Annotated in this window: 18 protein-coding genes; 3 read left to right on the top strand and 15 right to left on the bottom strand. The window is 41.1% G+C overall.

Features of this window, described 5'->3' with window-relative positions:
• Positions 1-10: 10 nt before the first annotated feature.
• Positions 11-2,710 carry a translation initiation factor IF-2 gene (gene infB, locus I7H67_RS12615; protein ID WP_005301836.1) on the top strand — a complete coding sequence of 900 codons (2,700 nt, stop codon included), beginning with the start codon at positions 11-13 and terminating at the stop codon, positions 2,708-2,710.
• Positions 2,710-3,111: a ribosome-binding factor A gene (locus tag I7H67_RS12610; protein ID WP_005301838.1), complete on the top strand. Its 402-nt coding sequence runs from the start codon at positions 2,710-2,712 to the stop codon at positions 3,109-3,111. The genes infB and I7H67_RS12610 overlap by 1 nt, the downstream gene beginning before the upstream one ends.
• 54 nt (positions 3,112-3,165) lie before the next feature.
• Here the strand turns inward: I7H67_RS12610 and I7H67_RS12605 are convergent, their stop codons facing one another.
• The 15 genes from I7H67_RS12605 to I7H67_RS12535 form a co-directional block, all read right to left on the bottom strand.
• Positions 3,166-3,570, bottom strand: coding sequence for a Na+/H+ antiporter subunit G (locus I7H67_RS12605; protein WP_013199076.1), 405 nt, complete (start codon positions 3,568-3,570; stop codon positions 3,166-3,168).
• Between the two features lie 12 nt (positions 3,571-3,582).
• Positions 3,583-3,858 carry a monovalent cation/H+ antiporter subunit F gene (locus I7H67_RS12600; RefSeq protein ID WP_004795001.1) on the bottom strand — a complete coding sequence of 92 codons (276 nt, stop codon included), beginning with the start codon at positions 3,856-3,858 and terminating at the stop codon, positions 3,583-3,585.
• Positions 3,855-4,382, bottom strand: coding sequence for a Na+/H+ antiporter subunit E (locus I7H67_RS12595; protein WP_005301847.1), 528 nt, complete (start codon positions 4,380-4,382; stop codon positions 3,855-3,857). Before I7H67_RS12595 ends, I7H67_RS12600 begins: the two co-directional genes overlap by 4 nt.
• A 2-nt stretch (positions 4,383-4,384) precedes the next feature.
• Positions 4,385-6,196 (bottom strand): monovalent cation/H+ antiporter subunit D, encoded by a 1,812-nt coding sequence (locus I7H67_RS12590; protein WP_198307998.1) that lies wholly within the window; start codon positions 6,194-6,196, stop codon positions 4,385-4,387.
• Positions 6,196-6,564: a Na+/H+ antiporter subunit C gene (locus tag I7H67_RS12585; RefSeq protein WP_003654595.1), complete on the bottom strand. Its 369-nt coding sequence runs from the start codon at positions 6,562-6,564 to the stop codon at positions 6,196-6,198. Before I7H67_RS12585 ends, I7H67_RS12590 begins: the two co-directional genes overlap by 1 nt.
• Positions 6,561-9,413, bottom strand: coding sequence for a monovalent cation/H+ antiporter subunit A (locus tag I7H67_RS12580; RefSeq protein ID WP_192455191.1), 2,853 nt, complete (start codon positions 9,411-9,413; stop codon positions 6,561-6,563). Before I7H67_RS12580 ends, I7H67_RS12585 begins: the two co-directional genes overlap by 4 nt.
• Before the next feature lie 316 nt (positions 9,414-9,729).
• A complete protein-coding gene (locus I7H67_RS12575; RefSeq protein ID WP_198307997.1) occupies positions 9,730-11,121 on the bottom strand; it encodes an AAA family ATPase in 1,392 nt (463 codons plus the stop codon).
• Positions 11,122-11,144: 23 nt separating this feature from the next.
• Positions 11,145-12,647 (bottom strand): UvrD-helicase domain-containing protein, encoded by a 1,503-nt coding sequence (locus tag I7H67_RS12570; RefSeq protein ID WP_005301860.1) that lies wholly within the window; start codon positions 12,645-12,647, stop codon positions 11,145-11,147.
• 9 nt (positions 12,648-12,656) lie between these two features.
• Positions 12,657-13,430, bottom strand: a complete 774-nt coding sequence (gene hisIE, locus I7H67_RS12565) for a bifunctional phosphoribosyl-AMP cyclohydrolase/phosphoribosyl-ATP diphosphatase HisIE (protein ID WP_005301863.1) — start codon at positions 13,428-13,430, stop codon at positions 12,657-12,659.
• A gap of 174 nt (positions 13,431-13,604) precedes the next feature.
• On the bottom strand, positions 13,605-13,991 hold the full coding sequence (locus tag I7H67_RS12560; protein WP_198307996.1) for a VOC family protein: 387 nt from the start codon (positions 13,989-13,991) through the stop codon (positions 13,605-13,607).
• Positions 13,992-14,017: 26 nt separating this feature from the next.
• Positions 14,018-15,331, bottom strand: coding sequence for an FAD-dependent oxidoreductase (locus I7H67_RS12555; protein WP_151988899.1), 1,314 nt, complete (start codon positions 15,329-15,331; stop codon positions 14,018-14,020).
• 122 nt (positions 15,332-15,453) lie between these two features.
• Positions 15,454-17,073, bottom strand: a complete 1,620-nt coding sequence (locus tag I7H67_RS12550; RefSeq protein WP_004794982.1) for an ABC1 kinase family protein — start codon at positions 17,071-17,073, stop codon at positions 15,454-15,456.
• A 12-nt stretch (positions 17,074-17,085) separates the two neighbouring features.
• Positions 17,086-17,754, bottom strand: coding sequence for an SCP2 domain-containing protein (locus I7H67_RS12545; protein WP_151988898.1), 669 nt, complete (start codon positions 17,752-17,754; stop codon positions 17,086-17,088).
• Between the two features lie 11 nt (positions 17,755-17,765).
• A complete protein-coding gene (ubiE, locus tag I7H67_RS12540) occupies positions 17,766-18,713 on the bottom strand; it encodes a bifunctional demethylmenaquinone methyltransferase/2-methoxy-6-polyprenyl-1,4-benzoquinol methylase UbiE (protein ID WP_198307995.1) in 948 nt (315 codons plus the stop codon).
• Positions 18,714-18,860: 147 nt separating this feature from the next.
• Positions 18,861-19,568: an FFLEELY motif protein gene (locus I7H67_RS12535; protein ID WP_107880643.1), complete on the bottom strand. Its 708-nt coding sequence runs from the start codon at positions 19,566-19,568 to the stop codon at positions 18,861-18,863.
• A gap of 207 nt (positions 19,569-19,775) precedes the next feature.
• Here I7H67_RS12535 and I7H67_RS12530 point away from each other — a divergent pair, with 207 nt between their 5' ends.
• On the top strand, positions 19,776-21,194 hold the full coding sequence (locus tag I7H67_RS12530) for a phosphate--AMP phosphotransferase (protein WP_151988897.1): 1,419 nt from the start codon (positions 19,776-19,778) through the stop codon (positions 21,192-21,194).
• Positions 21,195-21,208 lie beyond the last annotated feature (14 nt).

Genomic DNA, 21,208 nt, shown 5'->3' with positions numbered 1-21,208 from the left:
GAGATGAAATATGACGGACAAGTCGATTAAAGAGTTAGCTCTCAGTGTAGAACGTCCTGTTGAGAAGCTCCTAGAACAGGCTCGTGAAGCAGGTTTGCCTCAACGTACAGCAGACGACATTATTACCACTGAACAACAGGATACTTTAGTCAATCATTTGAAAAAAGTGCATGGTCAGGAAAGTGGTAACACAGGAAAAATTGCGTTGAAACGTAAAACAACCAGTACCGCTAAAGTTGCAAGTACTTCAGGTAAAGCAAAAACAATTAACGTAGAAGTACGTAAAAAACAGGTTTTTGCTAAACCAAACCCTGAACAAATTGCAGCTGAAGCTAAAGCACGTGCAGAAGCTGAAGCTAAAGCACGTGTAGAACAGCAAACGCGTGACACTGCACAGCAAAACGCGCGTCTTCAAACAGAGCAAAAAGCAAAAGCAACTTTAGATGCAATGCGTGCTGCTCATCAACAAGATAGCGCTGCTCAGACAGCTCCTAAAGCTGCTGTAGTAGTGAAAAAACGTGGTGGTGGTACAGTAAAACCTGCACCAAAACCAGCAGAAACATTAGAGCAAAAGAAAGCACGTGAAGCACAAACAGCTCAGTTGAAAGCAACTGAAGAGGCTGCGCGTCGTAAAGCGGCTGAAGAAGCTCAGCAACGTACACTTGAACAAATGCGCAAAATGGCGTCTAAGTATTCAAGTGACGAAGCTACTACCACAATTCGTGTGATTGATGATTCTCCACTTGCTTCAGGTCTAGTAGGCCAAGCTTATGAGGATTCATTTAAGCAAGAAGACCGTGAAATTAAACGCGGTGGCGCAACCACTAACCCTCGTGCGGGTAAAAAAGGTGGTCGTCGTGGTCAAGAAGAGCAAAGCTTTGTTAACCATAACAAACGTGGTTTAAAATCAAGCCAAGCTAATAAGCACGGATTTGAAAAACCAGTTAAAAAGCAAGTTTATGATGTAGAAATTGGCTCAAGCATTGTTGTTGCCGATCTTGCTCAAAAAATGGCGATTAAAGTACGTGAAGTTATCAAAACACTTATGAAAATGGGTGAGTTGGTTAATCAGGAACAAGCTATTGACCAAGATACAGCAGCACTTGTTGTTGAAGAAATGGGCCATAACCCTGTTTTAGTTTCTGATACTCAAGCGGAAGATAACTTGCTTGAAGCGGCTGAAGAAGCTCGTGGTGAGCAAACAACTCGTCCGCCAGTTGTTACCATTATGGGTCACGTTGACCATGGTAAAACATCATTGCTTGACCGTATTCGTCGTTCGAAAGTGGCGGCAGGTGAAGCAGGTGGTATTACCCAGCATATTGGTGCATATCACGTTGAAACAGACAAAGGAATCATTACATTCCTTGATACACCGGGACATGCTGCATTTACTTCAATGCGTGCACGTGGTGCTAAAGCAACGGATATCGTTGTATTGGTTGTTGCGGCAGATGACGGTGTAATGCCACAAACTGCAGAAGCAATTGACCATGCGCGTGCAGCAGGAACTCCAATTATTGTTGCAATCAACAAAATGGATAAAGAATCTGCTGATCCAGACCGTGTGTTAAATGAATTAACAACGAAACAAATCGTTCCAGAAGAATGGGGTGGTGATGTTCCGATTGCTAAGGTTTCTGCACACAGTGGACAAGGTATTGATGAACTCCTTGACTTAATTCTTATTCAATCAGAATTGATGGAATTAAAAGCATCTGCTGAAGGTGCTGCACAAGGTGTTGTTATTGAAGCGCGTGTTGATAAAGGCCGTGGTGCAGTAACTTCTATTCTTGTTCAAAACGGTACATTAAACATTGGTGACCTTGTTCTTGCAGGTTCGTCATATGGTCGTGTCCGTGCAATGTCTGATGAAAATGGTAAGCCGATTAAATCAGCAGGACCATCTATTCCAGTAGAAATTCTGGGTCTTCCAGATGCTCCAATGGCAGGTGATGAAGTTCTTGTTGTAAATGACGAGAAGAAAGCACGTGAAGTTGCTGATGCTCGTGCTGACCGTGAACGTCAAAAACGTATTGATCGTCAAAGCGCAATGCGTCTTGAAAATATCATGTCGTCAATGGGCAAAAAAGATGTTCCTACAGTGAACGTTGTTTTAAGAACAGACGTACGTGGTACTTTAGAAGCATTGAATGCAGCTTTACATGAATTATCTACTGATGAAGTAAAAGTTCGTGTAATTAGTTCGGGTGTTGGCGCGATTACTGAGTCTGATGTGATTCTTGCTGAATCTTCAGAAGCTGTATTGTTAGGCTTTAACGTTCGTGCTGATACGACTGCTCGTCAGAGAAGTGACCAAGACGGTATCGATATTCGTTACTACAGCATCATCTATGAATTGATTGATGATGTGAAAGATGCCATGAGCGGTAAACTTGCTCCTGAACATCGTGAAACTATCTTGGGTGTTGCTGAAGTACGTGAAGTATTCCACTCAAGTAAGTTTGGCGCAGCAGCAGGCTGTATGGTACTTGAAGGTGTATTGCATCGTAATAAACCGATTCGCGTATTACGTGATGACGTGGTTGTGTTCCAAGGTGAGCTTGAATCTCTTCGTCGCTATAAAGAAGTGGTTGAAGAAGTTCGTGCCGGTATGGAATGTGGTCTTGCGGTGAAAGGTTATAAAGACATCAAAGTGAAAGATAAAATTGAAGTCTATGATGTTCAATTGATTAAACGGAGTCTTTAATGGCGGGTAGCCAACGCTTAAAGCGCATGGCGGATTCAGTTCAACGCGAGTTGTCTGAGCTGATTCGTCAAGAGCTTAAAGATCCTCGCTTAGGTGGTCTAGTGACCATCTCTGCGGTGAAAGTCAGTGCAGACATGGGTTATGCTGAAGTTTATGTCACCGTAATGGGACGTGAGCTTGGCGATGAGCAAAGTGAAGCAGCAAATAAAGAAACTTTAGATGTATTAAATAAAGCTTCTGGTTTCTTGCGTCATGAATTGAGCCGTCGTATCAAGACACGTATTACGCCAAGATTGCGTTTCCATTATGACAAGACGAATGCTTATGGTAACTATATGTTTGGTTTGATCGAAAAAGCGGTAAATGATTTACCGAAACGCGATTCAGACGAAGAACAGTAATATAAAAAATAAAAAAGCCACCTTCGGGTGGCTTTTTTATTGGTGGGCTTTTTCCTAATCTTTAGGAGGGTCCATAGGCGGTTTATTTTGCGAGAAACGCTGTCCAATTTTATAACGGTCCCACGGCAAGGGACGTTCAATTGACTCAGGAACTTCTCCACTCAATGAGCGCAAACGTAAATGTAGCGCAGCTTGAGCAATTAAATTTGCTGAAACCGGTGCGGTGATAAAAGCTAAAAGTGTGATCAGTAGCTCGGCAAAACCAAAGCGGCCTTGAAAAGCAAAAAAGATCATAGACGCAATCAAAAAGCTGCCTAATCCTAATGTACTTGATTTTGTAGGTGCATGTAAGCGCATGAATAAGTCAGGCAAGCGCACCATACCAATCGAGCCGACTAACATAAAGAAAGCACCAAAAACCAGAAAGACCGAAACAATAATTTCCATTGTAAATTGCATTTTGATCTCTCCTTAATCGATTACATGACCGGTTGTGAAGTAACGTGCTAAGGCTGCTGTAGATACGAAACCTAGCATTGCAACCAGGAGGGCTCCTTCAAATAAAGAGGTCGTCATCCAATAAATGCCTAAAACAACAATGAGGCAAGTTGCATTTAAGAAGAGAGTATCAAGTGCTAAAAGCCGATCTACAATTGATGGGCCGATGACCAATCTGAAGAGGCAAAGTAGCATAGAAATCGTAATGGCAATTGAGCTAATACCTAGAGCATAGGGTAGGATGGTCATGCACTTGCCTCCGTTTTGCTTTTTACATCAAAAATTTCCATAAGTGGAATTTCATAACGTTGTTTGATGTCTTCAATATCAGATTCGGTATTATCTGTGCTCAAAGCATGAACCAGAATATCTCCACGTTCCTGATCAATACCCGCAGAAACCGTACCAGGTGTTGTCGTGATGATCATTGCCAGTAAAGTATTAACCTGCTCATGTTCCGTTTCTAATGGCACACGATACCATTTAGGATGTAAATTTTTGGTAGGTCCTAAAACGAGTTTTGCCACGCGAAAGTTAGAAATGACAATATCCCAAAGAACTACAAAGCATAATTTAATAGCTGGTTTCCAGTGAATATGCGGTGTACGGGTGATAAAAGGTTTGACTAAACGAGGAATAATTAAACCCAGCAGTACTGCCGTCAGAATGTCACTAGCATCAAGACTATGTGAAAGCATCAGCCAAAATAAAATGATAAGAACGGAAACAAATGGATGTGGAAACCAGCGTTCAAGCAAATGAGATAACTGCATTTTTATGGCTCCATAGGTTTCAATTGACTTTCATCAACAATGGTAGGCGTTTGTAGTTTGTCCTGTTGCTGAATTTGTCGAAGTTTATATTCCGAAATATGTTCACCATTGAAGGTATCTTTCGAAATAATATCTGGAACGAGGTAAGCATTATGATCTTCAACCTCACCACCATATTTAGTTTCTGGTAGGTAAGCAGGGTCAAATGGTTGAACGCTGATAGTTTCACCATTTTTATCCATTTTAAGAATAGTGCGTTGGTAAAGTGCATGGTCTTGAATCTGCTGGGCAGTACTTAATGTGTAATGCTGAATAGGTGCAGCAAAAACGACATAAGCGATTAAGCCGGCAAGTAACACATAAATCACTTGATCATTACGTGGTGGTGCTCGTTCTGGTAATGCTCGATAAAGAATATAAGCCGGATGAATTGGATCTTCCTCTGGTGGTGTTGCTCGCCAGAACAAGATAAAACCAACTCGTGTTAGAGCAATAATACTTAATAGGCTCACAACAAGCACAACACCAATGATCCAACCTTGGTAGTTGGCTTCGACTGTTGCTTGTAAAATAAATACCTTTCCAAGGAAACCACTAAAAGGTGGTAAACCCGCGAGCATCATGGCAATCAAGAAATAAGTCGCCATAGCTGCTTTTTCTTGTTTGATTCTTGGGGCAACTTTTAAATGATCTTTAAAATCTCCACGTTGTGAAGTTATCCATCCACAAAATAGATAAAAAGCCGCGCCAATCAGCGTACTGTGCACTAAGTAATACAAAGCACCAGACCATGCTTGTGTATTTGACATGGCAATTGCTGTGAGCAATGTACCAATTGAAGAAAGTACCATAAAGCCGACAAAGCGACGTAAACGATCTGCTCCAATTGCTGCAATCACACCGTATAGTGAGGTAATCAAACCAATCGGAAGTAACCAGCTTTTTAAGATTTCTTGGCTAAGCGCATCGTCAAATACTGTTCCATTTACACGCAAAATCGAATAGATCCCGACCTTGGTCATAATGGTGAATATTGCAGCCACCGGTGTACTTGCAACAGCGTAGGTTTTTGGTAGCCAAAAACCTACGGGAAGCATCGCTGCTTTAATGCCAAACACTACAAATAAAAGTAGGGCACCTGCTACGGCTAATTTGTGTTGATCTGCTTCAAGTGTCGGAATAAGGCGTGAAACATCAGCCATGTTGAGGCTACCCACACTGCCATAAATCATACCAAGGCCGATTAAGAATAGGGCAGAGGCTAGAAGATTGATAATGACATAGTGAACACCAAGTTGAAAACGTGGTTTGCCTTGCCCATGTAAAAGCAAAACATATGAAGCCATCAACAAGATTTCAAAAAAGACGAAAAGGTTAAATAAATCGCCTGTTAAAAATGCTCCGCAGATACCCATTAATAAGAAATGCACCATGGCATGGAAATAGCGACCACGGGTATCCCAATTGTCGCTTGCATACCATAAAACTGGAACGACTAATGCATAGGTCAGTACCAGCATAAAAGCCGAAAGGCGATCTAATACGAGCACAATACCAAACGGTGCTGACCATTCACTCAACTGGTAAGTAGTAATTTGACCTGTGCTTGCAAAGCTTAAATATACAATTGCGGTAACTAATCCAGCAATTGCAGAAACAAGACTAATGCCACGACGCCATGGTTGTCGCCAGTCATCTTTTAAAGCACCTGCACCTGGGTTGCCTAGCAGTAATAAGATAAAAGCAGTAAATGCCGGAATGAGAATGCTAAAAATCGGCGCATGTTCTTGCCAGAAAGATAAAAAATCAAACATTACGGCTCATCCTCACGTGGGTCGTATGTTGGAGAGATGTCTTCTTTAGCATCAACATGATCACTACCTGATTCATAACGGCTACGCAGTGCCAGTTGTACAATAAAAGCGGTGGTTGCAAAACCGATCACAATGGCTGTTAACACCAGTGCTTGAGGAAGTGGATCGGTTATTTTTGTTGTCTCGGTTAAAATCGCGGGTGAGCTAATTTGTAATCGGCCCATCGCAAATAAAAATAGGTTTACAGCATAGCCAATTACCGCTAATCCAAGCACGACAGGGAAAGTACGAGCACGTAAAATCAGATAAATACCTGTGGCAACAAGTAAACCAATTGCAGAAGCCAATAAGAATTCTAAACTGATCATGATGATTCCTCCCGATGTGGTACTACAGGACCAGACATACTTGAGTGGCGAGAGTCTCCCAATACCGAGATGAGCAACATCGTTGCACCAACCACGGTGATATAAACCCCTAAGTCAAAACTCGCAGCCGAAGCCAAATGTAGTTTTCCTAAAATTGGTAATTCAACATAGACGTGCGCGCTAGTTAGGAAGGGGCGTAACCAGAACCATGCAGCTACACCAGTAAGCCCAGCAATGGTTAAACCTGAACCAATCCACACTTCGTAAAGACGACCTGATTTTGCTTTAAGTAATTGTTCTGTCTGGTCTTGGCCTAGCGCAATATACTGAATGATTAACGCCATTGAGGTGATTAGACCTGCAATAAAGCCACCACCTGGATAGTTATGGCCTCGCATAAAGATATAAACACTCACGACAAGCGCCAATGGCAATACCCAAGAGGCTGTAATACGGAACATGAGTGGAGATGGATTAAAACGATAGGTGAGACCTTGGGTTATAGTTGTACCATGTACACGCATACCATCCATGAGGCAAAGTGAACCAATAGCCGCAATGCCCAGCACCGTAATTTCACCAAAAGTATCGAAACCACGGAAGTCAACTAAAATGACATTTACAATATTTGAGCCACCGCCAAGTGGTAAAGACTGCTGCGCAAAGAACCATGAAATCGAATTATGATCACGGGTTAAAATCAGCCATGCAATCCAGCCTATTCCTAAGCCTCCAACAATCGCTAAAGCAGCATCTCTTAAACGTCTAGAGCGAAGAGATTCATAGGGTGTTAGCTGTGGAAGTAAAGATAAACTCATTAATAAGAGAACAGTGGTTACAACATCCACGGTAATTTGAGTCAGTGCTAAATCCGGTGCTGACATGGTGACAAACACCATCGTTACCACTAGACCAATTGCACCACTAATAAGGACTGCTTTAATACGCTCATGATGGAACCACAGCATCATCCAGCAACCAGAGAACAGGGTTAGCCAGAGAACGATGGCAATCCATGGGGCATGAGTAAGTTCACGTGTGCCTGTAGTGAGCCCTTGATTAAGTAGCGGCATAGTGACCATGATGACGCTAAAAGCAATGATCAAAAACAAGTAACTTTGCAATGAGCCATTTTCGGTTTTTTGTTTGATTTTTCGGCTAGTGAGCAACAGATGTTTTAAAAATAAATCAAATAAAATACGGCCTTGCAATCTACCAAGACGTGGGTCAAGGTCAATTTTACGAATCATGCCATCTTTTGCCAAAGCAAAATAGAACAGTGAGCCGCCTACTAAAGCAATAATACTCATCACAAGAGGAGCATTAAATCCATGCCAAATCGCAAGATGAGTTCCTGCAAACTCTGGTTGCATCAAGCTTGCTCTGGTTACGCTATTTACCAGTGGTTCTACCAACAATGAAGGTAAAACGCCGACTAGGATACATAGCACAGCAAGAAGAAGGGCTGGTGCGCGCATGCCCATAGGCGGTTCATGTGCATCTTTATTTGGCACTTGCTTACCAATTGGACCATCAAAAAACACGCCGTGTACTAAGCGAATTGAATAACTCACTGCAAAAATACCAGCAAGAGTTGCAATGATGCTGGCAAAGATAACTGCTGAACCTGAAAGATTCGCCAATAGCTCGGTAAAGAACATCTCTTTAGAAATAAAGCCATTGGTGAGCGGTACACCTGCCATAGAGGCAGCGGTAATCATGGTTAATGTGGCAGTGAAAGGAAGTAATTGCCAAATCCCACTGAGTTTTCGAAGATCACGTGTACCCGTTTCATGGTCAATGATGCCTGCAATCATAAAGAGTGCAGCTTTAAATGTTGCATGGTTAATAATATGAAAAATAGCAGCAGCAACTGCTAAAGGCGAACCGATACCAAGTAAACAAACAATGAGTCCTAAATGACTAATCGTTGAATAGGCTAATAGCCCTTTTAAATCTTCTTTAAAAATGGCAAAACATGCGGCCATGCAAAGTGTAAACAAGCCGATAAATGTCACGATATTGTGATAGATCGCAGCGCCAACAAAAATTGGTAGTAAGCGGGCAAGTAGAAAAATCCCCGCTTTTACCATGGTCGCAGAGTGTAGGTAGGCAGACACCGGTGTTGGTGCAGCCATTGCGTTTGGTAACCAAAAATGAAATGGAAACTGAGCACTCTTCGTAAATGCACCAAGCAAAATAAGCAATAGCATTGGAATAAATAGAGCATGGGCTTGAATGGCGTCTTTCATCCCCATGATGTCACTAATTTCATAGGTTCCTGTGATTTGCCCTAATAGAACAAATCCACCCAATAACGCCAAACCGCCCATCCCTGTAATGGTGAGCGCCATTCGAGAGCCACGTTGAGCAGCTTCATAATGACTCCAGTAACCCACTAACAAGAAAGATGAAATACTGGTGAGCTCCCAAAAGACTAATAAAATAATAAGATTATTAGAGAGCGAAATACCTAGCATTGCTGCCATAAACAGCATGAGTAAAGCATAGAGTTTGCTTAAAGAGTTTTTAGGGCCAAGATAGTAATAGGCGTATATATAAATGAGGGTACCGATACCGGTAATAAGTAAAGAGAATAGTAAACCAAGAGCATCGAGTCGAAAGCTTAGATTAATTCCTAATTGAGGTAACCAATCCCAGCTTTGTTGAATGCTTGCACCACCAAGCACAGTTTTAGCTTGAGTCAGTAATAAACCAAAACTGGTTAAACTGACTCCAATTGCCCCTAAAGCCGTTACTCCACGCGAGAACCGTTGAAGCAATGAAACAAGGGTGGTGCCTAATATTAACGGTAATAAGATAATTATCGGTAGCACACTCGTATCCATATGTGATTTAGGCCGAAACCTAAAGGTGAATTTTTAATTTCAGAATAGATAGGAATTCAAAGAGAGTTCCAAGACTTTGTTATTCTGAAAACCCAACCAAATTAGAAAATAAAGCGAGAAACAAGTTGTATTGCGCAACTTGAAGAATAAAAACGCAAAATGAAATTTATTGTACACTAAAAAAGCAGTAAAAATCTGATGTTATTACATGTAGTAACAACATCTAGTTATTTTTAAAGCTAAAAAACCTGACTTAACCATATATTTTGTGACTCTGCTTTTTAATTATAAAAAGAGAGCCGATTGATTATAAAATTTAAACAGAAGGGCTTTCTTCTGGTGTATCTCCTGAATGAATCATGCGTAGCAATTCATTTTTTTGTTGTTCATTTAAACCCTGAATTTGCTGAAATAAAACATCAATCTGTGCTGGAGAGGGAGTAGGGTCTATTAAGCTTGGAAGCTGTGCTTCTATATGTGGAACTAATGACTCGCTTCTCTGGAGTAATGTATAGATGTGTTCAAGCTGTTGCTTGGTGGTATTTAAATCAAGATGGCTAATTTTACCATGCTCTAATTTTAAACATTGATAAGCCGAGGCATGTTCTAGTAACTCTTCACGACTTCCAGTTGCAATAATTTGTAAGCGTGGGAATGCTTGATGGAGTTTGTTTAAAATTTCTGAACAATGCTGTGCATCGAGTTGTGCGTCAATTTGATCGATCAATAAAATTCCTTCACCTTCAAGGCAAGGATTTAGGCTTAACGGATTAAGTAAACAGAGCCTGCGGGCAATATCGCCTACTAAAGCAATCCATGTTTTTGTAGTGTTGGAAAGTTGCTGAAAAGGTAGGGTTTGGCCATCATAGTCAGCCATAAGTTGAAGCCTAGGCTGATATTGTAAATATAAGTCTTTGAGCTCAGGCAAAACAATATTTAATGCATTTTTAAGAGCGTAGAGGTTAGGTGCGGTGAGCTGTTTAGGCTGCCCAGATAACTCTTTTTGAAGTTCATTTAATAGTTCTGTCTGATCTTGTGGATCTGATTGCTTAGATTTAATGCGTTGTACTAAATGTGCAGCTTGAGCATTTTCGATATCACTAATTTCACGTAACCATTCAAAAAAACGAGTGAAGGTGGTGAACGGAACCGGACTAATATCATAGGCTGAAATGGCTTGAGTTATGCCGGGTAAATTTTTATTGAGCAGATTAATATCATTTACAAATCGCTCGGCTGGGTAGTAAGCGATTAAGGGTAATCCTTGTAATGGATCTTTTTTGATGACTTGTTGATAAAGGGCCATAGTCTGGTCAAGTTGTTGAGTTTCAACTTGGCTGATTCCAATGCCACTTGAATTTAGGGTTTTAAAAAGTTTCCAGCTACACAGCGAAGAATCTACCTCTTGTGCAGAAGTACTTTCTGGTAAAGAGCCAATTTCTGGTGGAACTTGAAGGGTCACTTCGATTTTTGACTGTAAACGCGATTGAGTAATGTCTTGGTCAGGCATAACAATACCGGGACTACGTAAATCTTTAAAACGGGCAGGGAACCAAGTTAGAGCATGGTAAGTATGTTTGAGTAACATACTTTTACCCGTTGCTTGTTCACCTAAAATTAAGGTAATCGGCTGTTTTTCATATTGAAACTGTATTTTAAGATCATGAAACAGAGCAATATGTTTAAATTGGATAGATTCAAGTTGCATAGGCTCACCTAATTATGAGCGCTTCAACCAACTGATTGACGAAGACTTAAAGGCGCCCTTAGTTTTAATTGTTGTATCAGATCATAAAGATGATGGATATTTAGACTTACTTTAGCACGAGTACAGGCAACGTAAAGTAATCTTAACTCTTCATCACTAATCTTGTGTTCTAAGCCATTAATTTTAAATTGATAGTCATCTTCAATATGAACGCGATTCCATTCTAGCCCTTTCGCTTTATGAGCTGTGGAGATGACATAATCAGCTTGCTCAAGTGGAGTAATCTTTGCAAGTGCTTTTTTTAGCGGGTCAGTGCCGTGATCATCAACCAGTTTAACCAATGGTTTAATATCACTTCCTTCATTAGTTTCACAGTATTCATGTACATCGTGCCATGAGTTAAACCATGCCAATTCAGGAACGTCAGTAACTCGTTTGCCTTGTTTTAAAAGGCTTGCGGCATCTACAAAACGGTTTAGCTTTTGATGATCCGCCTGCAAACTCACTTTATCGCCGTGAACTAAGCCTGCCAGTAAAAGTTCCATTGCACGAGCATTGGTGCGGCATAAAATCGCGTCACGCATTTTGGTATGCGGTTTATTCACTACGCTTGATTTCTGGTTTGGATTACCAAGTAAGGGAACAGTTTCATTTAAACCGCCAAGCAGTGCATTGGCCACATCGGCAATCGTTTCGCCAAAACGAAAAGAAGTGGTTAACCGAGATTCTGGCAAGGGCAATTGTTGCATGGCATTAATTGCACCACGCCAAGCGTAGATTTGTTGATGTGCATCACCGACATAAATAACTTGAGTATTTTTTTGGCGAAGCAGAATGCCTAGCATTAGTGGGTCAGCATCTTGTGCTTCATCAAATAATACGTAGTCAGTAGGAATGTTTGGCTCAGACAATGCCCAAAGTTTGAGATAAATATCATGTCCAATACCAGCTTGATGGTTTTGGTCAATCGACTCTAACCAACGTCGCTCCACAGCAGGGTAAAGGTGATTTTGTAATTCGATAATATCGTCTGGATGCAACCAGTTGGGCGCTTGAATATGTCGAGGAGCAGGGTATTGCGAGCTGGTCGAGCAAAAATAGCTGACAGCATTAGCGACAAGGCTCGCTAGACGACTTGGCATTAAGACATATTTTTCATAACGCCCACCCATCATACGTCGTAACGTAATTGGTTCTAATCGATATTCTTTAGCAATAAAACTTGGACTTAAACGAGGCAAGCGTAATTTATCAGTCACACCGCGCGGCACGCTCCGAAAAGCGAGCGAGTGAAAAGTACGGCAGTCTACATTACGATGGAATTTGTTTTGTGCTTCACCAGCAATAGCTTTGTTAAATGCTAGATACATACCACGGCGTTCAGGCATGGCATCGCTAATCATTTGTAAAGTGGTGGTTTTACCTGTGCCAGCATAGGCAATCACTTTAAATGATTGCCCAAGACGTGCGTTATCTATGGCAATGGCTTGCTCATAGGTGGCTTTAGGTTTTTCAATATTCGACACTGAGTGATTTTAAACCTTGTTGCGGTTAGCTTTTTCAACTAAACCAGATAAACCCTGACGACGAGCTAATTCGTCAATAATAAGTTGTGGATTAAGATCGAAATAACCCAACATCACAATAGTATGGAACCACAAATCTGCTGTTTCATAAACGAGATCGTTTAAGTGAGCTTCTGAATCCTGTGCAGCAAAATCTTTAGCAGCAATAATTGCTTCTACACTTTCTTCACCCACTTTTTCTAAGATTTTATTGATACCTTTTTTGTAGAGGCTTGCAACATATGAAGTATCAGCTTCAGCTTGCTTACGCTCTTGCATCAATTGCCCTAAGTGAGCAAGTACATCGACTTGTTCTGTGGTGTGAGCATGATCGTGGCTTTCAGTTTTAGCTTTGTCACCATAAATTGCAGTAGGGTCTTTTAATTGTGCATCGACAATTTCCCAACCCTGTGGTGTGAGTTTACGATAGAAACAAGACTCACGACCCGTATGGCATGCAATACCACCGTGTTGTTCAATTTGTAGAATAATTACGTCGCCGTCACAGTCCAGACGAATTTCATAAACTGTTTGAAAATGGCCTGATTCTTCACCCTTGTGCCAAAGTTTTTGACGAGAGCGAGAGAAATAAACAGCCTGATTTTTTTCTGCTGTGAGCGCGAGTGCTTCACGGTTCATCCACGCCACCATCAAAATACGTCCGGTTTGATGATGTTGAGCAATGGCAGGGATAAGACCTTGTTCGTTAAATTTTACTTCATCGAGCCATTGCGTGTTATTCATGAGGAATCACCAAAGAAATATGAACTATAAATTGATTTCAATCAGATGCTAAAAAATAGCTTGTATAGTGTACGGCATCAACGTCGCTTTGCGGAAAAATTCTTTGTCCTTTTTGTCTTTGTCTGCGTAATGAATAGCTTGTAACGCTTACCAATCGGTATCTTATTCAAATGGCTAAGACGTGAGGATATTTGAAATCTCAATCAAATTTTGATCTGGATCGCGAATATAAACTGAAAGAATAGGATGCGCCGCACCCGTACGTTCAATGGGGCCTTCCTCAATTGTAATATTTAATTGATTAAGATGCGCAATCACTTCGGAAATGGGAGTTTCTGAAATAAAACACAGGTCGGCAGATCCAGGAGTTGGCTGTAATGCCTTAGGTTCAAACTCGTTACCTTGCTGGTGTAAATTTATTTTTTGATTTCCAAACTGTAGAGCCTTTCTATCACCTTTAAAAGTGATGACCTCAAACCCTAATACGGTTTGATAGAAATTACAGGTAATTTCAATATTTGAGACGGTTAAAACAAGATGATCAAGATGGCTAATTTTCATGTGTTGTTCACTATCATTTAGTTGGGTTAATAGTCAGACAAAGATTCGTTTTTTAAATTGAAAGCACGGCTTTCTCTAGGCGTTTGAGCGACTTGATCATAATCAATTTGCTGAAATGGACCAGTCTTTAATCCCGAAATCGTGATTGCCATTTCTTTTCGAAAATAGGGGATTTGATACATCCAAGGGAAAACTAAATCTCTTAAGCCTCCAGCCCACCAATGGTCAGATTGATAAAGGGGTGTCAGTAAGCGACTAAGAAATTGATAAAACTGAGTAGATGAGTGGCGAAGCTGGTGGTAGTGCTGCCAGAGCAGGGGCCAATCAATATTTTGATTCTTTTGGGCATGTTGCAACGATTGAGAGAAAGCCCAAGCATCCAATAATGCCATATTGGCCCCTTGTCCTAACTGAGGACTCATCGCGTGAGCGGCATCGCCAATCACTCCAATTCTGCCTTGACCAAATTGAGTCATGACGACATCACGGTAGTTTGCAGATAGCCATTTAGGCTGAGTTTGACTGTCGTATAAAATCTCTTTTAGCCATTCTGCAACTTTGGGCCATCGCTCTGAGACTTGCTTTAACCAAGTTTGTTTAGCTTGCTCATCTTGCAAGAAGCTTTGTAATTGTGGGGTAGGTAAGCTCCAGAAGATACTTGAAAGGCGCTGTTGAGGTTCTGTTGGAATCGCTCCTGTAGGAAGAATCCCCATCATGATTTTCGAGCGATCATAAAATTGATGCAGAATTTCAGAGTCGAGTACTTGGCACTCAGGCACGATACTCCACGCAGCGCCCCAAGGGTAGGCTTGATCAACTTTGACCCATGCTTTGGGGCGTAATTGGCTACGAGCACCATTCACAATAAGGACGGAGTCAAACCGAGCATCAAACTTTTGATTTTGATGAGTTCCGAATAGTCGAACTTCATTATTATGTTCTTCAAAACTCTCAACAGAATGGTTCATACACCAAGTAATTTGGCTCGAATATTCACTAAGTTTTTGAGTGAGTACATGACATAAAGTGGCTCGGTGTATACCTAGGCCATAAAGATTTGCGGATGCTTCGTGATAGTGGCTGTTGACTAAAAGACGCTTGTTGGGAAGTTGTCCTTCTAAGCCCGTTACTTTTGCACCCAATGGCAGAGCTTTATCGAGCACCCCTAAATGTTCAAATACTGCTAAGCCTGCAGGTTGTAGTAATAAACCAGCGCCTACTGGAGATAACTCATCAACTTGTTCAAAAATAGTAACGTCATTACCTTCACGGGCGAGCAAAATTGCAGTGGCTAAACCTGCGGTACCGGCACCGATAATCGCAAAATGAGGTGTTTTCATTGTTTGTTCTTTTCAAGCATTTATGAATGCTAATTTAGCAATGAACGAACAAGCGATCTATATTTTTAAAAATTAAAGTTAGCTATAAAAAAAATCCCTTGCATTGGCAAGGGATTTAGAACTTATTTCAAGATGCGCCAAAGTGCTAATAAACTACTCAGCACAATTAAAATAATAGAAACAAACCAAGGACTAATAATCGCGATGGTGAGTAAAATCAGCATGCTACTACCGAACATCCAACTGCGGCGTTGTTGATGTTCCATTTGCAAACGAAGTTGCTGCATTTCGCGTAACTGACGGTCTTGCCAAGCAGACTGATTTTTTAAACCATTTAAACTATCGACAATTAAGCTTGGGAAATCTTGAGCACCTAAAAGCAGGTCAGGTAGTTGCTGTCCTAACTCTTTTATATTTTTGACTGGGTTCATGTTGGCTTTGACCCATTCAGTCAAAATTGGTTTTGCCAATTTCCAGATGTCGAGCTGCGGGTAAAGATCGGTCCCTAGGCCTTCGACATGCACTAAAGTCTTTAGCAACAACATAAGTTGTGGTGGAATCTCTAAATGGAAGCGACGGGCAATATCCATCACTTGAATCAAGATGCCAGCAAAATCAAGTTGATCCATTGGTTTAGATACCATTGGGCCAACGGTGCGACGCATTTCACGCGATAGCGCATCTTGGTCTGTACCCGGTGGAATCCAACCAGCTTGATGCACAATTTGAATGAGCTGCATAAAGTTGCTGTTCATTACAGCAAGCAACATGCGGGCAATGGTCATCTGGTCATGCTTAGATAACTCACCCATAATTGCACAGTCGAGTGCAATAAAGCGTGGATTGCTTGGATTAATTGTTTCTACAAAGACATTGCCAGGGTGCATGTCGGCATGGAAAAAGTTATCGCGGAATACTTGCGTAAAGAAAATGGTTAATCCTTTTTCTGCAAGTTGTGCACGGTCCATGCCTAGACGGTCAAAGGTTGCCGTATCTGAAATAGGAACACCTGTAATGCGCTCTGCTACCATGACATCTTTGGTGTCCATGTAGACTTCAGGCACATACATCATGGTTGAGCCAGTAAAATAATGGCGCATACGACGGGTGTTGTCTGCTTCAATACTCAAGTCCAGCTCATTTAAGATAATCTGACGGTAGTCTTGAATAATTTCAGAGAGATGTAAGGCACGAGCAGCTTCAAGGCGACTTTCTAATGTGTTGCCTAACCATGCCAAAATTTCAAAGTCTTGCAAAATTTGGTTGCGAATGTCAGGACGAGTCACTTTAACAACAACTTCTCGACCATCGTGCAAAGCAGCAGTATGAACTTGTGCAATTGAAGCAGCTGCTAATGGCTGGTCATCAAATCGTGCAAACAAGGTATTTACGTCAGCTTTTAATGATTCTTGAATACGTTGTTTGGCAACATTGCTATCAAAAGGTTTTACCTGATCTTGAAGTAAGACCAATTGAGCGAGTATTTCAGGTGGAATTAAATCACGTCGAGTTGACAGTAATTGTCCAAGCTTAATTGCAAGCGGCCCCATCTCTTCCAAAGCTTCTTTGAGCTTTAAAGGATTTTTACGTTCGCGACTAGACCATGCAGCTGGGTGCATTTTAATAACACTTAATGCACGTTGAGCTTTAACTGGTAATTCATCCGCAGGGAACAACGTATCGAGTCTATAGTGCGCTGCAATACGCCAAAGTTCGAGTAAACGTGAAACGTGCGGAATCATATACGGTCTTACCTAATCTTGAGAGGGTTGTAGTTGTATGTTGAGTTGCTGCAATCTTGCTTCTAGACGGTCAATGTCTTGATTAAGCTTGCGAGTTGCTTGAGTTAAATCATCCATTTCCCAACGAGGGGCAAATAGACCACTATCTTCTTTTAATGCGTCTTCTGCAAAAAATAGATGACTTTGAAGAGAGCGTTTTAAATGTTTTGGTGCAAGTTGAATCTTGCCAATTTCGTGGGCCAGTTGAGGACCTACCCATCTTGATAAGTGCGCAGCTAAATCTGGTTCAGCTTGCTGCATAATCTTTTGAATATCCTGTAGCAGGTGGTAATCACCTTGCAATGGGATATTGCCAATCTGATCTGGATCGCTGACCAATAATTTAATCAGTTCGACGACATCTTTAACATGCAAAGTTGCTGTTGCTTCAGAAATTTTGAATTGCGCATCAAAAGGGCGTTGTTCAAAAATAGAAGGCTTTTCACTGTGCCCTGTTGCAGTAGGTTCAAGACGTACTTTTTCTTGGTCAAAGAATACATCGACAGAAAGCTGCGGACTATCAATCACAACACGCAACATTTTGCCCTGTAACTGATTAAGCTGAATGCGTGTAACCGCATCCAGATCGATCAGATGATGAATGATACGTTCGACTGCACCGAGTGCCAGAATCGACCACATATCGTTATCCCTTACAGTTTGAAGCCACGGTGAACGGCAACGATACCAGCAGTAAGGTTGTGATAGTCACAGTTCTGGAAGCCAGCATTTTCCATCATACCTTTTAAGGTACGTTGGTCTGGATGCATACGAATTGATTCAGCCAAATATTTATAACTTTCTGAGTCATTCGCAACCAATTTACCCATAATTGGTAAAGCAGTGAATGAATAGAGGTCATAAAGTTTTGAGAATGGCTCAAATACAGGTTTAGAAAATTCAAGAATAAGTAAACGACCACCTGGTTTCAACACACGGAACATAGAAGCAAGCGCTGCATCTTTATCTGTCACGTTACGTAAACCAAAGCTAATGGTGAGTAAGTCAAAGCTGTTATCTGCAAAAGGCTCTAAAGTTTCTGCATTAGCAAGTACGAAGTCAACATTGGTACAGCCTGCGTCAATGAGGCGGTCGCGACCAACATTAAGCATAGATTCGTTAATGTCTGAAAGAACGACATGACCTTGAGGACCAACTTCACGGCTAAATACTTTTGCTAAGTCGCCTGTACCACCAGCAATATCTAACACGTGTTGACCACGGCGTACGCCAGACATGTTAATTGCGAAGCGTTTCCATAGACGGTGAATACCAAATGACATTAAGTCATTCATCAAGTCATATTTGCTTGCAACCGAGTGGAATACTTCTGCAACTTTTTGAGCTTTATCTTCAGTTCTAACTGTTGAGTAACCGAAGTGGGTGGTTTCACCAACGTTGCCAGTATTGCCAGCACCACGTGGTAAATTATATTTCGGTACAGAACCATTAATAGGTGTGTCGGTTAAGGTTTGTTGTAAAGATTGTTGTTGCCCTTGAGGGGTACCTGACGGTAAAGGTGAGCTTAGGAATGGGCTAACTTTGTCTGAACTTTGTGCCTGCTCAGTTGGAGATGTTGGCTTTTGGTTTTCGTTAGACATATTGTCTCTCCTAGACTCAAACTCAAGTGAAACGGAATAAGTTCTGCATGATGACAGATTTTGTCTATTTTTACAGGCATCATCATGCAAATATAATGAATAAAATCTCAACTTCGCGAGGTTGATTTTTTCTCTGTGCCGACCTTATCACACTCTAAACGGATTCGGATGCCCTGAATGTACATTTTCAATAATTTGGCGTTCTTTTTCAGTAAAAGTCTTGATAAAGTTCTCGGCTGATTTTAACGGTTTCATCGCACTAAAACCATCTTGGATAAAATCATACATCAATTCGAAGTGATATTTCTGGGCAATACCTTTACACATTTTAAAGGCCGTAAACATCATAAATGAGCGCATGTATTTATCGAGTGCTGCGCCTAAATCATCAAGAAGAGCAAGCTGTTGATAACGAGCTTCTGCCTGATCAAGCTTGATTAAGGTTAAACGCATAATCTCATCAGTGAGTACTGTATCTGCCGGATAGTCCTCAAGAAGCTGCATAGCTACTTGCTCATCAAGTTGAGTTGCAAGTACAGCTAAACTTACCGATTTAGTGCCAGTTTTAATTGCATTTTCAGGCAATACTTTTTCGGCTTTATGGGCATATTTCAATAAGCGTTCAATTTGAGCCGCCAGAGCATCAAACTCTGGACCACCATATAAACGATTTAAAAAATACTCTGACATGAGTTTATGTTCAGGCAAGTTAAAAAAGTCGTGATGTGTATCTTTCATCCGCTCTTTTAGCCATGTTTGTACATCTTGCAAACGCTGGGCAAGCACTGGATTATCGTGATAATTAAATGTTTTATATTGTTGTAAAAGATCATCAAAAGCAGCGAGTTTAGACATTTAAGGCTCTAATTGGGCTATTTGCAAAAAATCATAAGAGGCATTGTAACCTTGTACTATGGCGAGAAGATGTAAAAAAAATGATTCATGCGTCAATTCTTAGACAGATTTTTGTCGCAATGACATAATTTGTATAGCAATTCATCATTTAACCGCATAAGTTAAAGATCATCGAAATTAAACAATAAAATATTAGAGCCGTGGACTATGAGTGAACAACAACCAAAATTTGAAATTCGAGATGAAGAACTGCTTTCAGTTGACTTGATTGAAGCACAATATGCGTTAAAAGAAAGTCGGGGAAAACCCAACGCTAAAAGCACACTCATTTTAATGAGTGGTATTGAACTGGCTGGAAAAGGCGAGGCTGTTAAGCAGCTTCGCGAGTGGTTGGACCCTCGATACTTACGAGTAAAAGCAGATGCGCCACGTGTGCTGACAGATACAGAAGCATTTTGGCAATCTTATTCGGAGTTTATTCCTACCGAAGGCCAAATTGTGGTGATGTTTGGCAATTGGTATAGCGATTTGCTCGTTACAGCAACGCATGTATCTGAACCTTTAGATGAGGCACGCTTTGATGCTTATGTTGAAAATATGCGGGCATTTGAGCAAGATCTAAAAAATAACTATGTCGATGTGGTTAAAGTCTGGTTCGATCTTTCATGGAAATCACTACAAAAACGTTTAGACAAAATTGACCCATCTGAGCAACACTGGCATAAGCTCCATGGCCTAGACTGGCGTAACAAGAAACAATATGACACTTTGCAAAAGTTACGCCGTCGCTTTACCGACGACTGGTACATTATTGATGGCGAAGATGAAAAGCAGCGTGATCAGTTTTTTGCGCAATACCTTTTACAACACATGCGCCAACTTCCTGATCATGAAACCGAAGTCAAAGGGAAATGGCAGCAGGCTAAAATTCCAGAGAGTTTATTAAAACCTGCTGATGAACCACTTGATAAAGCTGAATATAAAAAAGAGCTCGATAAATTAAGCAAAAAAATTGCTGATGCCATGCGTTTCGATAAACGTAATGTTGTCATTGCTTTTGAAGGAATGGATGCTGCCGGTAAAGGGGGGGCAATTAAGCGAATTGTTAAAAACCTAGACCCACGTGAATATGATATTCACTGTATTGGAGCACCTGAACGCTTTGAAGCACGTCATCCTTACTTATGGCGCTTTTGGAACCGCATTAATGAAGCCGAGAAAATCACAATCTTTGACCGGACATGGTATGGGCGTGTACTTGTTGAACGTGTTGAAGGTTTTGCTTCGCCTTTAGAGTGGCAGCGTGCCTATGACGAAATTAATCGTTTTGAAAGAGATTTATTTGATAGCCAAACGATTGTAGTAAAAATTTGGCTTGCGATTAGCAAAGATGAGCAAGAGCAGCGCTTTAAGGCCAGAGAAGAGACACCGCATAAACGTTTTAAAATTACCGCAGAAGATTGGCGTAATCGTGATAAGTGGGATGATTATTTAAAAGCCGCAGCAGATATGTTTGAGCGAACCAGTACTGACTACGCACCTTGGTATATTGTTGCAACTGATGATAAATATACGGCACGTCTAGAAGTATTAAGGGCGGTTTTAAAACAGCTGAGAGCAGATTAAGCTCTCAGCCATAA

It is taken from the genome of Acinetobacter sp. ACIN00229 (assembly GCF_016106645.1).
In the GTDB taxonomy this organism is placed as follows: Bacteria; Pseudomonadota; Gammaproteobacteria; order Pseudomonadales; family Moraxellaceae; genus Acinetobacter; species Acinetobacter oleivorans.
This window is presented reverse-complemented; position numbering and strand designations above follow the sequence as displayed.

What these genes read in the sequence shown, in the direction of transcription:
- I7H67_RS12545 (WP_151988898.1), bottom strand. Translation starts at nt 17,754, where the DNA reads ATGTGGTCGATTCTGGCACTCGGTGCAGTCGAACGTATCATTCATCAT.
- I7H67_RS12605 (WP_013199076.1), bottom strand. Translation starts at nt 3,570, where the DNA reads ATGCAATTTACAATGGAAATTATTGTTTCGGTCTTTCTGGTTTTTGGT.
- I7H67_RS12535 (WP_107880643.1), bottom strand. Translation starts at nt 19,568, where the DNA reads ATGTCTAAACTCGCTGCTTTTGATGATCTTTTACAACAATATAAAACA.
- I7H67_RS12595 (WP_005301847.1), bottom strand. Translation starts at nt 4,382, where the DNA reads ATGCAGTTATCTCATTTGCTTGAACGCTGGTTTCCACATCCATTTGTT.
- I7H67_RS12590 (WP_198307998.1), bottom strand. Translation starts at nt 6,196, where the DNA reads ATGTTTGATTTTTTATCTTTCTGGCAAGAACATGCGCCGATTTTTAGC.
- I7H67_RS12560 (WP_198307996.1), bottom strand. Translation starts at nt 13,991, where the DNA reads ATGAAAATTAGCCATCTTGATCATCTTGTTTTAACCGTCTCAAATATT.
- I7H67_RS12585 (WP_003654595.1), bottom strand. Translation starts at nt 6,564, where the DNA reads ATGATCAGTTTAGAATTCTTATTGGCTTCTGCAATTGGTTTACTTGTT.
- I7H67_RS12530 (WP_151988897.1), top strand. Translation starts at nt 19,776, where the DNA reads ATGAGTGAACAACAACCAAAATTTGAAATTCGAGATGAAGAACTGCTT.
- infB (WP_005301836.1), top strand. Translation starts at nt 11, where the DNA reads ATGACGGACAAGTCGATTAAAGAGTTAGCTCTCAGTGTAGAACGTCCT.
- I7H67_RS12580 (WP_192455191.1), bottom strand. Translation starts at nt 9,413, where the DNA reads ATGGATACGAGTGTGCTACCGATAATTATCTTATTACCGTTAATATTA.
- I7H67_RS12575 (WP_198307997.1), bottom strand. Translation starts at nt 11,121, where the DNA reads ATGCAACTTGAATCTATCCAATTTAAACATATTGCTCTGTTTCATGAT.
- I7H67_RS12555 (WP_151988899.1), bottom strand. Translation starts at nt 15,331, where the DNA reads ATGAAAACACCTCATTTTGCGATTATCGGTGCCGGTACCGCAGGTTTA.
- I7H67_RS12550 (WP_004794982.1), bottom strand. Translation starts at nt 17,073, where the DNA reads ATGATTCCGCACGTTTCACGTTTACTCGAACTTTGGCGTATTGCAGCG.
- I7H67_RS12600 (WP_004795001.1), bottom strand. Translation starts at nt 3,858, where the DNA reads ATGACCATCCTACCCTATGCTCTAGGTATTAGCTCAATTGCCATTACG.
- ubiE (WP_198307995.1), bottom strand. Translation starts at nt 18,713, where the DNA reads ATGTCTAACGAAAACCAAAAGCCAACATCTCCAACTGAGCAGGCACAA.
- hisIE (WP_005301863.1), bottom strand. Translation starts at nt 13,430, where the DNA reads ATGAATAACACGCAATGGCTCGATGAAGTAAAATTTAACGAACAAGGT.
- I7H67_RS12610 (WP_005301838.1), top strand. Translation starts at nt 2,710, where the DNA reads ATGGCGGGTAGCCAACGCTTAAAGCGCATGGCGGATTCAGTTCAACGC.